The sequence below is a fragment of the Ruegeria sp. BHSC223 genome (assembly GCF_059613025.1).
In genome coordinates this window covers 1-16501 of sequence record NZ_JBXWRR010000013.1, presented here as the reverse complement: position 1 = coordinate 16501, position 16501 = coordinate 1, and the positions used below count along the sequence as shown (strand labels likewise).

Below are 16501 nucleotides of genomic sequence, written 5' to 3'. Positions count from 1 at the left end.
GGTGAGAAACTGAAAGGTGACATCTGACATGGCTCAAACGTTCCTTGGCCAGAAACGTCTTCGCAAATATTACGGCAAAATCCGCGAAGTGCTGGAAATGCCGAACCTCATCGAGGTCCAGAAATCCTCCTACGACCTGTTCCTGAACTCCGGCGACGCGCCTCAGCCGCTGGATGGCGAAGGCATCATGGGCGTGTTCCAGTCGGTCTTCCCGATCAAGGATTTCAACGAAACCAGCGTGCTGGAATTCGTGAAATACGAGCTGGAAAAGCCGAAATACGATGTCGAGGAGTGCATGCAGCGCGACATGACCTACAGCGCCCCGCTGAAAGTCACGCTGCGTCTGATCGTGTTCGATGTGGATGAGGATACCGGCGCCAAATCCGTCAAGGACATCAAGGAGCAGGACGTGTTCATGGGCGACATGCCTCTGATGACGCCCAATGGCACCTTCATCGTCAACGGCACCGAGCGCGTGATCGTATCCCAGATGCACCGCTCGCCCGGTGTGTTCTTCGACCATGACAAGGGCAAGACCCACTCTTCGGGCAAGTTGCTCTTTGCCTGCCGCATCATCCCGTATCGCGGCTCGTGGCTGGATTTCGAATTCGACGCCAAGGACATCGTCTTTGCCCGTATCGATCGTCGCCGCAAACTGCCGGTGACGACCCTGCTCTATGCGCTGGGCCTGGATCAGGAAGGCATCATGGATGCCTATTTCAAAACCGTTTCCTATCGCCTGGAGAAGAAGCGCGGTTGGGTCACTCCGTTCTTCCCCGAGCGTGTGCGCGGCACCCGTCCGACCTATGACCTGATCGACGCCGCCTCGGGCGAGGTGATCGCCGAAGCCGGCAAGAAGGTCACCCCGCGCGCAGTGAAGAAGCTGATCGAAGAAGGCAACGTGACCGATCTGCTGGTCCCGTTCGACCATATCGTCGGCAAGTTCGCGGCCAAGGACATCATCAACGAGGAGACCGGCGCGATCTATGTCGAGGCCGGCGACGAGCTGACGCTGGAATATGACAAGGATGGCGATCTGATCGGCGGCACTGTCAAGGAGCTGATCGACAACGGTATCACCGACATCCCGGTGCTGGACATCGACAACATCAATGTCGGTCCCTACATCCGCAACACCATGGCGCAGGACAAGAACATGAACCGGGAAACCGCGCTCATGGACATCTACCGCGTCATGCGTCCGGGCGAGCCGCCCACCGTCGAGGCCGCTTCGGCCCTGTTCGACACCCTGTTCTTTGACAGCGAGCGTTATGATCTCTCTGCCGTGGGCCGGGTCAAGATGAACATGCGTCTCGATCTGGATGCCGCCGATACCCAGCGCACCCTGCGCCGCGAAGACATCATCGCCTGTATCAAGGCGCTGGTGGAGCTGCGCGACGGCAAGGGCGACGTGGACGACATCGACCACCTCGGCAACCGCCGGGTGCGCTCGGTTGGCGAGTTGATGGAGAACCAGTACCGCGTGGGTCTGCTGCGTATGGAACGCGCGATCAAGGAGCGCATGTCCTCGGTCGAGATCGACACCGTGATGCCGCAGGACCTGATCAACGCCAAGCCTGCCGCTGCCGCCGTGCGCGAGTTCTTCGGCTCCTCGCAGCTCAGCCAGTTCATGGACCAGACCAACCCGCTGTCCGAAGTGACCCACAAGCGCCGCCTTTCGGCGCTTGGGCCGGGCGGTCTGACCCGCGAGCGTGCCGGTTTCGAGGTGCGCGACGTGCACCCGACCCACTATGGCCGGATGTGCCCCATTGAAACGCCCGAAGGTCCGAACATCGGTCTGATCAACTCGCTGGCCACCTTTGCCCGCGTGAACAAATACGGCTTCATCGAGACCCCCTATCGCGTCGTCAAGGACGGGCAGGTCACCGATGAGGTGCACTATATGTCCGCGACCGAGGAAATGCGTCACACCGTGGCGCAGGCCAACGCCACCCTGGACGAGAATGGCAAGTTCGTGAACGAGCTGGTCAACACCCGTCAGGCCGGCGACTATACGCTGGCCCCGATGGAAAGTGTCGACCTGATCGACGTGTCGCCGAAACAGCTGGTTTCGGTCGCAGCCTCTCTCATTCCGTTCCTCGAAAACGACGACGCCAACCGCGCTCTGATGGGCTCGAACATGCAGCGTCAGGCGGTTCCGCTTCTGCGGGCCGAGGCGCCGCTGGTCGGCACCGGGATCGAGGAAAAGGTCGCCATCGACTCGGGCGCGGCCATTCAGGCCAAGCGTGCGGGCATCATCGACCAGATCGACGCGCAGCGGATCGTGATCCGCGCCACCGAGGATCTGGAACTGGGCGATGCGGGCGTCGACATCTACCGCATGCGCAAGTTCCAGCGCTCGAACCAGAACACCTGCATCAACCAGCGTCCGCTGGTGAAGGTGGGTCAGCAGGTCTCCAAGGGCGAGGTCATCGCCGACGGTCCTTCGACCGACATGGGCGAACTGGCTCTGGGCAAGAACGTGGTCGTCGCCTTCATGCCGTGGAACGGCTACAACTACGAGGACTCGATCCTGATCTCGGAACGCATCGCGCGTGACGACGTCTTTACCTCGATCCATATCGAGGAATTCGAAGTTGCCGCACGCGACACCAAGCTGGGGCCGGAAGAGATCACCCGCGACATCCCGAACGTCGGCGAGGAAGCGCTGCGCAACCTCGACGAGGCGGGTATCGTCTATATCGGTGCCGAGGTGCAGCCGGGCGACATTCTGGTGGGCAAGATCACGCCCAAGGGCGAAAGCCCGATGACCCCGGAAGAAAAGCTGCTGCGTGCCATCTTCGGCGAAAAGGCCAGCGATGTGCGCGACACCTCGCTGCGCGTCAAGCCGGGCGATTACGGCACCGTGGTCGAGGTGCGCGTGTTCAACCGCCACGGCGTCGACAAGGACGAGCGTGCGCTGCAGATCGAGCGCGAGGAAGTCGAGCGTCTGGCCCGTGACCGGGACGACGAGCTGGCAATCCTCGACCGCAACATCTATGCGCGTCTGAAGTCGCTGATTCTGGGCAAGACAGCGGTCAAGGGCCCCAAGGGCATCAAGCCGGGTTCCGAGATCACCGAAGAGCTGCTGGAAACCCTGACCCGCGGTCAATGGTGGATGCTGGCGCTGGAAGGTGAGCAGGATGCCCAGATCGTCGAGGCGCTGAACGAGCAGTACGAACTGCAAAAGCGCGCCCTGGATGCCCGTTTCGAAGACAAGGTCGAAAAGGTGCGTCGCGGCGACGATCTGCCCCCGGGCGTGATGAAGATGGTCAAGGTGTTCATCGCGGTGAAGCGCAAGCTGCAGCCGGGCGACAAGATGGCCGGCCGTCACGGCAACAAGGGTGTGATCTCGAAAGTGGTGCCGATGGAGGACATGCCGTTCCTCGCGGATGGTACCCCGGTCGATTTCTGCCTCAACCCGCTTGGTGTGCCGTCGCGGATGAACGTCGGTCAGATCCTCGAAACCCATATGGGCTGGGCCGCGCGCGGTCTGGGCCTGAATGTGGACGAGGCGCTGCAGGAATATCGCCGTTCGGGCGACCTGACCCCGGTGCGGGACGCGATGAAGCACGCCTATGGCGAGGATGTCTATGCCGAGGGCATCTCGGGCATGGACGAGGACACGCTGGTCGAGGCGGCAGGCAACGTCACCCGTGGCGTGCCGATCGCGACGCCCGTCTTTGACGGTGCAAAAGAGGCAGATGTGAACGATGCGCTGGCACGCGCCGGTTTCGATACCTCGGGCCAGTCGGTTCTGTTCGACGGACGTACCGGCGAACAGTTCGCGCGCCCGGTGACCGTGGGTATCAAGTATCTGCTCAAGCTGCACCACCTGGTCGACGACAAGATCCACGCACGTTCCACCGGCCCCTACAGCCTGGTTACCCAGCAGCCGCTGGGCGGCAAGGCGCAGTTCGGCGGTCAGCGTTTCGGGGAGATGGAGGTCTGGGCTCTGGAAGCTTATGGCGCCGCCTACACCCTGCAGGAAATGCTGACGGTGAAGTCGGACGACGTGGCCGGCCGGACCAAGGTCTACGAGTCGATCGTCAAGGGCGAGGACAATTTCGAGGCGGGTATTCCCGAGAGCTTCAACGTTCTGGTGAAAGAAGTCCGCGGCCTCGGCCTGAACATGGAACTCCTGGATGCGGAGGTGGAGGACTGAGAATTTTCGTCGAAAATTCTCGACCCCACATTTTTCGTCGAAAAATGTGGGGCCTCCCCCCATCATCCGCACGAATTTGAGGTACACAAATGAACCAGGAACTGACCAACAACCCGTTCAATCCGCTGACACCGCCCAAGGTGTTTGACGAGATCAAGGTCTCTCTGGCATCGCCCGAGCGGATCCTCTCGTGGTCCTATGGCGAGATCAAGAAGCCCGAGACCATCAACTATCGCACGTTCAAGCCCGAGCGTGACGGCCTGTTCTGCGCCCGTATCTTTGGCCCGATCAAGGATTACGAATGCCTGTGCGGCAAGTACAAGCGCATGAAGTATCGCGGCGTCGTCTGCGAGAAATGCGGTGTCGAGGTGACGCTGCAAAAGGTGCGCCGCGAACGCATGGGCCATATCGAACTGGCCGCGCCCGTTGCGCATATCTGGTTCCTTAAATCGCTGCCCAGCCGGATCGGCCTGATGCTGGACATGACGCTGCGCGATCTGGAACGCATCCTCTATTTTGAGAACTACGTGGTCACCGAGCCGGGTCTGACCGATCTCACCTACGGTCAGCTGATGACCGAAGAAGAGTTCATGGACGCCCAGGACCAGTATGGCATGGACGCCTTCACCGCCAATATCGGTGCCGAGGCGATCCGTGAGATGCTGTCCCAGATCGACCTCGAAGCCGAAGCCGAACAGCTGCGTGCCGATCTGGCCGAGGCCACCGGCGAACTGAAGCCCAAGAAGATCATCAAGCGGCTTAAGGTGGTCGAGAGCTTCCTGGAATCCGGCAACCGCCCGGAATGGATGGTGCTGACCGTGATCCCGGTCATCCCGCCGGAACTGCGCCCGCTGGTGCCGCTTGACGGGGGCCGCTTTGCGACCTCGGACCTGAACGATCTTTATCGTCGCGTCATCAACCGGAACAACCGTCTGAAGCGTCTGATCGAACTGCGCGCGCCCGATATCATCGTCCGCAACGAAAAGCGGATGCTGCAGGAATCGGTCGACGCGCTCTTCGACAACGGCCGCCGCGGACGCGTGATCACCGGTGCCAACAAGCGCCCGCTGAAATCGCTTTCCGACATGCTCAAGGGCAAGCAGGGCCGCTTCCGCCAGAACCTTCTGGGGAAACGGGTCGACTTCTCGGGCCGTTCGGTCATCGTGACTGGCCCCGAACTCAAGCTGCACCAGTGCGGCCTGCCCAAGAAGATGGCGCTCGAACTGTTCAAGCCCTTCATCTATTCGCGGCTCGAGGCCAAGGGCCTTTCGAGCACCGTGAAACAGGCCAAGAAGCTGGTCGAAAAGGAGCGTCCCGAGGTTTGGGATATCCTGGACGAGGTGATCCGCGAGCATCCGGTTCTCTTGAACCGAGCACCGACGCTGCACCGTCTGGGCATCCAGGCGTTCGAGCCGATCCTGATCGAAGGCAAGGCCATTCAGCTGCATCCGCTTGTCTGTTCGGCCTTCAACGCCGACTTTGACGGTGACCAGATGGCCGTGCACGTGCCGCTGAGCCTTGAGGCCCAGTTGGAAGCCCGCGTGCTGATGATGTCGACGAACAACGTTCTGTCGCCCGCCAACGGCGCACCGATCATCGTTCCCTCGCAGGACATGATCCTGGGTCTCTACTATCTGACCCTGGAACGCGAAGGCATGGTCGGCGAAGGCAAGATCTTTGGCTCGATCGACGAGGTTCAGCACGCGCTGGACGCGGGCGAGGTGCATCTGCACACCAAGATCACGGCGCGCATCGCGCAGATCGACGACGAGGGCAACGAGGTGCTCAAGCGCTTCGAGACCACTCCGGGTCGTGTGCGCCTGGGCGCGCTGCTGCCGATGAACAACAAGGCCCCGTTCGAACTGGTCAACCGTCTGCTGCGCAAGAAAGAGGTGCAGCAGGTGATCGACACCGTCTACCGCTATTGCGGCCAGAAGGAGTCGGTGATCTTCTGCGACCAGATCATGACCATGGGCTTCCGCGAGGCGTTCAAGGCCGGGATTTCCTTCGGCAAGGACGACATGGTGATCCCCGATGACAAGTGGGGCATCGTGGACGAGACCCGCGACCAGGTGAAGGATTTCGAACAGCAGTACATGGACGGCCTGATCACTCAGGGTGAAAAGTACAACAAGGTTGTCGATGCCTGGTCGAAATGTAACGACCGCGTCACCGAGGCGATGATGAACACCATCTCGGCCTCGGCGCGTGACGAGAACGGTGCCGAAAAGGAACCGAACTCGGTTTACATGATGGCCCACTCGGGCGCGCGTGGCTCGGTTACGCAGATGAAACAGCTGGGCGGCATGCGCGGCCTGATGGCCAAGCCGAACGGCGACATCATCGAGACGCCGATCATCTCGAACTTCAAGGAAGGTCTGACCGTTCTTGAATACTTCAACTCGACCCACGGCGCCCGTAAGGGTCTGTCGGACACCGCTCTGAAAACCGCGAACTCGGGTTACCTGACACGCCGTCTGGTGGACGTGGCGCAAGACTGCATCGTGCGCGAGCATGACTGCGGCACCGATCGCGGCGTGACCGCCGAAGCAGCGGTCAACGACGGTGAAGTCGTCGCCTCGCTGGCCGAGCGCGTGCTGGGCCGTGTTGCTGCCGACGACATTCTGCGTCCGGGCACCGAAGAAGTGCTGGTGGCTGCCGGTCAACTGATCGACGAGCGGATGGCCGATGCCATTCACGAGGCCGGTGTTCAGACCGCCCGCGTGCGCTCGCCGCTGACCTGCGAGAGCGAGGAGGGCGTCTGCGCCATGTGTTATGGTCGTGACCTGGCGCGCGGTACCATGGTGAACCAGGGCGAGGCCGTTGGCATCATCGCGGCACAGTCGATTGGTGAACCGGGCACCCAGCTGACCATGCGGACCTTCCACATCGGCGGCGTGGCCCAGGGTGGCCAGCAGTCGTTCCAGGAAGCCAACCAGGACGGCACCATCGCGTTCGAGAACCCGCAGCTGCTGGTCAATGCCGCAGGTGAAAGCCTGGTCATGGGCCGTAACATGAAGCTGTTGATCAAGGACGCGCAGGGCGAGGAACGCGCCAGCTTCAAGCTGGGCTATGGTTCCAAGCTGTTCGTCAAGGACGGCGCCCGGATCAAGCGCGGCGACAAGCTGTTCGAATGGGATCCCTACACCCTGCCGATCATCGCCGAGAAGGCCGGTACCGCCAAATATGTCGACCTGGTTTCGGGCATCGCTGTCCGCGACGAGACCGACGAGGCCACCGGCATGACCCAGAAGATCGTGATCGACTGGCGGGCCGCGCCCAAGGGCAGCGACCTCAAGCCCGAGATCATCCTGGTGGACAGCGATGGCGAACCGGTCCGCAACGACGCGGGCAACCCGGTTCACTATCCGATGTCGGTGGACGCGATCCTGTCGGTCGAGGACGGTCAGGTCATCGAGGCCGGCGACGTCATCGCTCGTATCCCGCGCGAAGGCGCCAAGACCAAGGACATCACCGGGGGTCTGCCCCGCGTGGCGGAACTGTTCGAGGCCCGTCGTCCCAAGGATCACGCGATCATCGCCGAGATCGACGGGTATGTCCGCTTTGGCCGCGACTACAAGAACAAGCGTCGCATCTCGATCGAGCCGTCGAACGAGGCCATGGAACCCGTCGAATACATGGTGCCCAAGGGCAAGCACATCCCGGTGCAGGAAGGCGACTTCGTGCAGAAGGGTGACTATATCATGGACGGCAACCCGGCGCCGCACGACATCCTGTCGATCCTGGGTGTCGAGGCTCTGGCCAACTACATGGTGAAAGAGGTGCAGGAGGTCTATCGTCTGCAAGGCGTGAAGATCAACGACAAGCACATCGAAGTCATCGTGCGCCAGATGCTGCAGAAGTGGGAGATCTCGGACTCGGGCGACACCACGCTGCTCAAGGGTGAACATGTCGATAAGCAGGAATTCGACGCGGCCAACGAAAAGACCATCGCCCGCGGCGGTCGTCCGGCCTCGGGCGAGCCGATCCTGCTGGGGATCACCAAGGCCTCGTTGCAGACCCGCTCCTTCATCTCGGCGGCCTCCTTCCAGGAGACCACCCGCGTGCTGACCGAAGCCTCGGTCCAGGGCAAGAAGGACAAGCTGGTCGGCCTCAAGGAAAACGTGATTGTCGGTCGTCTGATCCCGGCGGGGACCGGTGGCGCGACGCAGCAGATGCGTCACATCGCAACCCAGCGCGACAACGTGGTCATCGCTGCGCGTCGCGAAGAGGCCGAAGCCGCCGCCGCGCTGGCCGCACCGATCATGGATGCGGATATCGTGGACGACGATTTCGACACGCTGGTGGACACGCCGGAAAGCCGCGATTGATCCAATCGCATGTGAACGAGAAAAACCCCCGTGCCGCGCACGGGGGTTTTTCTTTGTGCGACCTGGCGTAGAATGGGCGGCGCAGGAGGTGTGACATGCCCGAACCCATGCTCCGGGATTTGCCCGGCTTTGGCCCCCGGTTGCGCCGTTTGCGGCGGGCGCGGTCGATGAAACAGGCGGCGTTGGCCGAGGCGCTGGATACCAGCCAAGCCACCGTTTCGCGCTGGGAGGCGGGGACGCAGCTGCCAGACGGGGCAACCCGGCGCCGCGCGCTGGAGTTGTTGACACGGGATTTCTGCGACGATGCGGTGCTGCGTCGACTGGTCGAGCATTCATCGGACTGCCTGCATCTGGTGGATGAGGCCAATCATGTCTGTCTGGCCTATTCCCCGTCCCGCGCGCGGCAATGGCGGCAATCGCAGCGGGCCCTGCTGGGACAATCGCTCTGGCCTTTTGCCACGGTCGAGATCCAGGCCGCCGAGGCGGCGCTGGACGGATCGGACTGGTGGGAGAGCCAGACGCCGAACCCCCGGCTGTTCCATACCAGCCGCCGGGTTTATGACGCGCTGACCGTGGTCGAGGGCGGTCTGTTGTGGGAGCGGCTCTATCTTTCCGACGGCACGCCGGTCCGGCTCTGCTCGCAGGCGCAAAGCCCGCATAATTAATACGTGGCGCGTGATGCCCTGGCGGGGTATCGCGGGATCATGCGCCCGAAACTGACCTTGCCCCCCTTGCCCCTGATCCTGCTGCTTTGGCTGGCAGGGCTGGGTGCTGCGGGGCAATTTGCCAAGATCGCGGTACCCTTTGACTTGGTCAGGCAACTCTATCCCGATGCGGGCGCGGGGCAGGGCTGGCTGCTCTCGGTGATCAGCGTCTTTGGTATTCTCTTTGGCATGGTGGCGGGTCTTCTGACCGCGCGCTACGGCTGCCGCCGCTTGCTGGTAGCTGGCCTCGCTTTAGGCGCGCTCATGTCGCTGTGGCAGGCCACGCAGCCCGCATTTGCACTGATGCTGGCCAGCCGCATGATCGAGGGGCTTTCCCATCTGGCCATCGTGGTGGCCGCGCCCACCCTGATTGCGCAAGTTGCCCCCGAACCGCTGCGCAACTTTGCCATGACCTTGTGGAGCACCTTTTTTGGCGTGGCCTTCGCGCTGGTCGCCTGGATCGGCCTGCCCTGGGCGCAGACGCATGGGGTGGCGGGCCTGTTCCTGTGCCACGGCGGCGCGATGACGATGCTGGCGGTTGCGGTCTGGAGGCTGCTGCCTGCCGACGAGACCGCCGCCGACGCGGAAAACAGCCTGCGCCCGCGTGACCTGCTCGCCCGGCACCTGTCGGCCTATGGGTCTCCCCGCATTGCCGCGCCGGCTGTGGGCTGGCTGTTCTATACGCTGACCTTTGTCTCGCTGGTGGCGATCCTGCCGCCGTTGTTGCCGGAGAACCTGCGGGCGACCATCGTGGGCGTGATGCCCTTGACCAGTATTGCGGTGGCGCTGTTGGTGGTGACCCCGCTGTTGCGGCGCTGGCCCGCCATCGGCGTGGTGATCGCGGGGTTCGGCCTGTCGGCGCTGGTGCTGTCGGGGTATTGGCTGGGGGTGGCCACGCCGGTTCTGTGCGTGGCGCTCTTTGCGACACTGGGCCTGGTCCAGGGGGCGAGCTTTGCCGCGATCCCCGCGCTCAACACCTCGGCCCAGGATCGGGCGCTGGCGAATGGGGCGCTGGCGCAGATGGGCAACCTGGGCAACACGCTGGGCACACCGCTGCTGTTGCTGGTGCTGGCCGCTTGGGGAACCGGAGCGTTGCTGGCGGCGGTGATCCTGATCTATCTGGCGGGTATCTCACTGCATCTGTGGTTATGGTGGCGCCGCCGACGCGAATAGGCGCGGGCCCGAAATGTGGCGACTTGCCATTTCGTTCTCGCCTCGCCAGAAATGAAACGCAGCCAGTGCGCGGCCTCGGAGACCGGTACCGGCCTATTCCATTTGGCGAGGCCAGGTTATGTCACCCAATATGCGCGGCGCGCTTCTGATGATGGCGAGCATGGCGGCATTCACCTGCAACGACACGGTTGTGAAACTGCTGGGCGCCGAGATGCCGCTGTTCCAGATTCTGGTCCTGCGCAGCGGTTTGTCGGCGGTCTGGATCTATTTCATGGCGCGGCATCTGGGGGCGCTCCACCTGCGGTTTGGGCGCCGCGACAGGATGCTGGTGGCATTGCGCTGCCTGTCCGAGATCGGCGCCACCTACTTCTTTCTTACCGCGCTGCTGAACATGCCGCTGGCGAATGTGACAGCGGTGCTGCAAATGTTGCCGTTGACCGTGACACTCGGGGCGGCCCTGTTCTTTGGGGAACAGGTTGGATGGCGGCGGATGCTGGCGATCGGTCTTGGTTTTTGTGGCATGCTGCTGATCGTGCGACCGGGGCCAGACGGGTTCACGCTTCATGCGATCTATGCGATGGCGGCGGTGATCTGCGTCACCGCGCGCGATCTGGTGACCCGGCGGATGTCGTCGCATGTGCCCTCGCTGACGGTCACTCTGGCCACCGCGCTGTCGGTGATGTCCTTTGGCCTGGCCGGCTCGCTGACGGTGGAATGGGTGCCGCTGACCACGGAACTTGCCCTGGGACTGCTGGCGGCCTCGCTGCTGGTTCTGGGCGGTTATCTGTTCAGCGTGATGGTGATGCGGATCGGTGAGGTCGGCTTTGTCGCGCCGTTTCGCTATTCGAGCCTGATCTGGGCGCTGGTTCTGGGGTGGCTCGTCTTTGGCGACTGGCCCGATCCGCTGACCATGGCCGGGGTGGCACTGGTGGTGGCGACTGGGCTGTTTACCCTGTTCCGCGAACGGGCGTCACGGCGGCGGAGCTGAGAAGATCTCGCGCACGCGGGCATTGTCGATATTGAAGCGGGCCTTGAAATAAGCCTCTTCATCCGCATCGAGGGGTTTATAGCGGAACTGTTTGGCACCCGGCTTGGCGCGGGAATCGTTAAAGTCGTTATGGCCGCGCAGCATCATGTCCTCGCCGGGGACCGTGATCGTGGGCATGACGGTCCATAGTTTGTGATGACCGAAATGCATGATGCCCTCACGATGACCGGGGGCAACGATCACCCCAAGCGCGATGGCGCTGTAGGCGAACTGGAAGGGGCTGACCTCGATCCCGCGTTGGCCACAGCGAAACACGTAGCCGGTATTGAAATCGACGGCCACCGCCGGGTGTTTGCGCCAGAGCGCTTCGGTATCTGCGGCGACCTCGCGATAGCGGGCGACGAAATCGCGGGCCATGCCGTCATCGTCATCCAGCCGGAATTGCAGGCAGGGCGCATCGATGTCGCGGCGGTGATCGTCGAGCGCCTGCGCCATGGCGGTACGGTGGCGCAGCGGCGGATAGGCGCGGATCCGGACCTGCGGGACGTCCCGCACCAGACCCTCCAGCCGGGCCCGGTAGCTGTCGGGAAAGCACTCGCCGATCACCACCAGAAACTTGAAATCCGGGTCGGTCTGTCCCGCGACCGAGGGCAGGGTGATCGCCTCGAACTGGCGGAACCGGTCCTCCATCCGGGCAGGCGCATAGAGATAGGCGCGCCGTTCGTCCAGCGTTTCGTGCATCACCTTGAACCCGCCATGGCCAAGATAGCTGAACCGGCATAGACCCAGAACCTGCATGCTCAGCCCCCCGAAAAGACGCGTTTGACGTGATCCTCGCGGATCGCGAAGCGGGCGGCAAATTCCGCTTTCTGATCTTCGGTCAACGGTTCGACCGGCACCGGTTTGACCTTTTTCTGGCGCGAGTCGTTGAACCCGTTGTGACTGCGGACCCACATGGGCGCATCGGTTACGCTGATGACAGGCATGAAGCGCCCGATCTTCTCATGCGCGAAGTTCATGATCGTCAGCTTGCAGCCGCCTTTCACATACATCCCCAGCGAAGCGACATAGAGGTTGCGCACCGTTTCGGTGGCGGCAATCCCGTCGGCGCCAAGTTCGGCCACGTAACCCCTATTGAAATCGACGGCCACGGTACGGTTCGTGGTCACAAGGCCGCTACAGTCGTTCAGCGTATTGCGGAACCGTTCGATGAAATCGACCGACACGGCATCATCGTCATCATAACGGAATTGCAGGCAGGGCTTGGATGGGTCTGTGCGGGCGCTGTTCAGCAGCTTTTTCATCAACTCGCGTTGCGGACGCGGCGGTTCGACCACGATCCGAACCTGCGGCATGTTCGAGGTCAGGTCGTGCAGCCGGTCGCCATGCCGCTTTGGCAGGGTGTCGCCGATCACTACGATCAGCTCGAAATTCTGATCCGTCTGCTCTCGCAAACAGGGCAGTGCGACGGTTTCCAGAAGCTGAAACCGTTCCTCCAGCCGATCTTCGGCATAGAGATAGGAGATACGCTCCTCGATGGTCTCGTGTTCGACCTGGAACCCGCCGATCGCAGGGTAAGAGAACCGGCACAGGCCGATGGCCTGCATGTCTCTGCTGTCCATGAAAAAAACCTTCTCGACACTGCGTCGCGACTTTGGCAGGGTGCTACAGCCTTGGCAACCGGGGTGGGCTGTTGACACTCTGGCCGACTCCCCCTATTACGCCCGCTATCTCGGAAACCGTGGGTCGCCCCACGACCGATTTCAAATAGACGTGGTCAAGGTCCGGACACCTTTATCGTCCCGATCCTCTGATAACCAACCGCGACGTTCACCTCGGAATGGGAACGCTCGCGGGTTTTGCGCTTGCATATGATGCAGGTGCGCCAAACTAAGCCGCACGCAGCGCGCGTGCATGACATGTGTGTTGCAAAACGGGGAAAAGACCGGAATGCCAACGATCCAACAGCTGATCCGCAAGCCGCGGCAGCCGAAAGTAAAACGCTCGAAGTCCCAGCACCTGGAACAGTGCCCGCAGAAACGCGGCGTCTGCACCCGGGTCTACACCACCACTCCGAAGAAACCGAACTCGGCAATGCGTAAAGTTGCCAAGGTCCGCCTGACCAACGGTTACGAAGTGATCTCCTACATCCCCGGTGAAAGCCACAACCTGCAAGAGCACTCGGTTGTTCTGATCCGTGGCGGCCGTGTAAAAGACCTTCCCGGCGTGCGTTACCACATCCTGCGCGGTGTTCTGGATACCCAGGGCGTCAAAGACCGTAAGCAGCGTCGTTCGAAATACGGCGCGAAGCGTCCCAAATAAGAAGGAGAGGCCGAGATGTCCCGTCGTCACGCCGCAGAAAAACGCGAAGTCCTGCCCGACGCCAAATTTGGCGACAAGGTTCTGACCAAGTTCATGAACAACCTGATGATCGACGGCAAGAAGTCGGTCGCAGAGCGCATCGTCTACAACGCCTTCGATCGCGTTGAGAACAAGATCAAGCGCGCCCCCGTCGAAGTGTTCCACGAAGCACTCGACAACATCAAACCCTCGGTCGAGGTCCGCTCGCGCCGTGTGGGTGGTGCCACCTATCAGGTTCCGGTCGAAGTGCGCCCCGAGCGCCGCGAAGCGCTGGCCATCCGCTGGCTGATCGCCGCCGCGCGCAACCGCAACGAAAACACCATGGAAGAACGCCTCGCCGGCGAGCTGCTGGACGCTGTCCAGTCGCGCGGAACCGCCGTGAAGAAGCGCGAAGACACCCACAAGATGGCCGAGGCGAACAAAGCCTTCAGCCATTACCGCTGGTAATTCTAGAGGCTCAGACCAATGGCACGCGAATATCCGCTGAACCTGTACCGGAACTTCGGTATCATGGCTCACATTGACGCAGGCAAAACGACCTGCTCGGAACGTATCCTGTATTACACCGGCAAATCCCACAACATTGGTGAGGTGCATGACGGCGCCGCCACCATGGACTGGATGGAGCAGGAGCAGGAACGCGGCATCACCATCACCTCGGCTGCGACCACCACCTTCTGGGAGCGCACCGAGGACGGCCAGACCGCCGACACCCCCAAGCACCGCCTGAACATCATCGACACCCCCGGCCACGTTGACTTCACCATCGAAGTTGAACGCTCGCTGGCGGTTCTCGACGGTGCCGTCTGCGTTCTCGACGCAAACGCCGGTGTTGAACCCCAGACCGAAACCGTGTGGCGTCAGGCTGACCGCTACAAGGTGCCGCGCATGGTGTTCGTCAACAAGATGGACAAGATCGGCGCCGACTTCTTCAACTGCGTGCGCATGATCGAAGATCGCACCGGCGCCCGCGCGGTTCCGGTCGGTATCCCGATCGGCGCGGAAAACGAGCTGGAAGGCCTGGTTGACCTGGTCACCATGGAAGAATGGCTGTGGCAGGGCGAAGACCTCGGCGCAAGCTGGGTCAAGGCCCCGATCCGCGACAGCCTGAAGGACATGGCTGACGAATGGCGCGGCAAGATGATCGAAGCGGCCGTCGAAGAAGACGACGACGCGATGATGGCCTATCTCGAAGGCGAAGAGCCTGACGTGCCGACCCTGCGCAAACTGCTGCGCAAGGGCACGCTGGCGCTGCACTTCGTGCCGGTTCTGGGTGGCTCCGCATTCAAGAACAAGGGTGTTCAGCCGCTGCTCAACGCCGTGATCGACTATCTGCCCAGCCCGCTGGACGTTGTCGACTACATGGGCTTCAAGCCTGGCGACGAGGAAGAAGTGCGGAACATCGCGCGCCGCGCCGATGACAACATGGCCTTCTCGGGCCTGGCGTTCAAAATCATGAACGACCCGTTTGTCGGCTCGCTGACCTTTACTCGCGTTTACTCGGGCGTCCTGAAAAAGGGCGACACCATGCTGAACTCGACCAAGGGCAAGAAAGAGCGCGTTGGTCGGATGATGATGATGCACTCGAACAACCGCGAGGAAATCGATGAAGCCTTTGCAGGCGACATCATCGCGCTGGCGGGTCTGAAGGACACCACCACCGGTGACACGCTTTGCGACGCCAAGGATCCGGTGGTTCTGGAAACCATGACCTTCCCCGATCCGGTGATCGAGATCGCGGTCGAGCCCAAGACCAAGGGCGACCAGGAAAAGATGTCCCAGGGTCTGGCCCGTCTGGCCGCCGAAGACCCGTCCTTCCGCGTGGAAACCGACCTGGAATCGGGTCAGACCATCATGAAGGGCATGGGCGAACTTCACCTGGACATCCTGGTGGACCGTCTCAAGCGCGAGTTCAAGGTCGAGGCCAACATCGGTGCGCCGCAGGTGGCTTATCGCGAGACCATCTCGAAAGAGGTCGAGCATACCTACACCCACAAGAAACAGTCGGGTGGTTCGGGTCAGTTCGCCGAGGTCAAGCTGGTCATCACCCCGACCGAGCCGGGCGAAGGTTACTCCTTCGAGAGCCGGATCGTCGGCGGTGCCGTGCCCAAGGAATACATTCCGGGTGTGGAAAAGGGCATCAAGTCCGTCATGGATAGCGGTCCGCTGGCCGGTTTCCCCGTGATCGACTTCAAGGTCGCCCTGATCGACGGTAAGTTCCACGACGTTGACTCCAGCGTTCTGGCCTTCGAAATCGCGGCCCGCATGGGTATGCGCGAAGGTATGAAGAAAGCCGGCGCCAAGCTGCTGGAACCGATCATGAAGGTCGAGGTGATCACGCCCGAGGAATACACTGGTGGCATCATCGGTGACCTGACGTCGCGTCGGGGTCAGGTGTCCGGGCAGGAAAGCCGTGGCAACGCGATCGCGATCAACGCCTTCGTGCCGCTGGCCAACATGTTCGGCTACATCAACACCCTGCGTTCGATGTCGTCGGGCCGTGCCCAGTTCACCATGCTGTTCGACCACTACGATCCGGTCCCGCAGAACATCTCGGACGAGATCCAGGCGAAATACGCGTAATCGGTGGTGCGTGGGAAACCACGCACCCTGTCAACCCTTAGGGTGCGTGCCTGCACGTACCGGCAAGAGAAAAAAGGAGCTTTGCAATGGCAAAGGAAAAGTTTGAGCGTAATAAACCGCACGTCAACATTGGCACGATCGGCCACGTTGACCACGGCAAGACGACGCTGACCGCAGCGATCACGAAGTATTTCGG

The 16501-nt window shown here is 61.9% G+C and carries 11 protein-coding genes; 9 read left to right on the top strand and 2 right to left on the bottom strand.

The window, feature by feature from the left end; all coding sequences use genetic code 11:
* Positions 1-28 precede the first annotated feature (28 nt).
* The 5 genes from rpoB (at position 29) to AC2FNY_RS16470 (ending at position 11361) form a co-directional block, all read left to right on the top strand.
* Positions 29-4165, top strand: coding sequence for a DNA-directed RNA polymerase subunit beta (rpoB, locus tag AC2FNY_RS16490; protein ID WP_238905876.1), 4137 nt, complete (start codon positions 29-31; stop codon positions 4163-4165).
* A gap of 89 nt (positions 4166-4254) precedes the next feature.
* Positions 4255-8496 carry a DNA-directed RNA polymerase subunit beta' gene (rpoC, locus tag AC2FNY_RS16485; RefSeq protein ID WP_496803111.1) on the top strand — a complete coding sequence of 1414 codons (4242 nt, stop codon included), beginning with the start codon at positions 4255-4257 and terminating at the stop codon, positions 8494-8496.
* Between the two features lie 95 nt (positions 8497-8591).
* Entirely contained in the window at positions 8592-9161 is a 570-nt protein-coding gene (locus AC2FNY_RS16480) for a helix-turn-helix domain-containing protein (protein ID WP_496803110.1), read from the top strand.
* Positions 9162-9164: 3 nt separating this feature from the next.
* The gene (locus AC2FNY_RS16475; protein ID WP_496803109.1) at positions 9165-10373 is read left to right on the top strand and encodes an MFS transporter; all 1209 of its coding nucleotides are present in this window, start codon (positions 9165-9167) and stop codon (positions 10371-10373) included.
* 118 nt (positions 10374-10491) lie between these two features.
* A complete protein-coding gene (locus AC2FNY_RS16470) occupies positions 10492-11361 on the top strand; it encodes a DMT family transporter (protein WP_234217259.1) in 870 nt (289 codons plus the stop codon).
* Here the strand turns inward: AC2FNY_RS16470 and AC2FNY_RS16465 are convergent.
* Positions 11344-12159 (bottom strand): putative rhamnosyl transferase, encoded by an 816-nt coding sequence (locus AC2FNY_RS16465; protein ID WP_496803108.1) that lies wholly within the window; start codon positions 12157-12159, stop codon positions 11344-11346. The genes AC2FNY_RS16470 and AC2FNY_RS16465 overlap by 18 nt on opposite strands.
* A 2-nt stretch (positions 12160-12161) precedes the next feature.
* On the bottom strand, positions 12162-12968 hold the full coding sequence (locus tag AC2FNY_RS16460; protein WP_496803144.1) for a putative rhamnosyl transferase: 807 nt from the start codon (positions 12966-12968) through the stop codon (positions 12162-12164).
* Positions 12969-13311: 343 nt separating this feature from the next.
* On the opposite strand from AC2FNY_RS16460, the gene rpsL reads away from it, so the two are divergent.
* The 4 genes from rpsL to AC2FNY_RS16440 form a co-directional block, all read left to right on the top strand.
* Positions 13312-13683, top strand: coding sequence for a 30S ribosomal protein S12 (gene rpsL / locus AC2FNY_RS16455; RefSeq protein WP_005862801.1), 372 nt, complete (start codon positions 13312-13314; stop codon positions 13681-13683).
* A 15-nt stretch (positions 13684-13698) separates the two neighbouring features.
* Positions 13699-14169 (top strand): 30S ribosomal protein S7, encoded by a 471-nt coding sequence (gene rpsG / locus AC2FNY_RS16450; protein WP_011049181.1) that lies wholly within the window; start codon positions 13699-13701, stop codon positions 14167-14169.
* An 18-nt stretch (positions 14170-14187) separates the two neighbouring features.
* A complete protein-coding gene (gene fusA, locus AC2FNY_RS16445; protein WP_234138806.1) occupies positions 14188-16305 on the top strand; it encodes an elongation factor G in 2118 nt (705 codons plus the stop codon).
* Between the two features lie 86 nt (positions 16306-16391).
* Positions 16392-16501: GTP-binding protein (locus tag AC2FNY_RS16440; RefSeq protein ID WP_170611170.1), on the top strand; the 110-nt coding region annotated here is incomplete at its 3' end.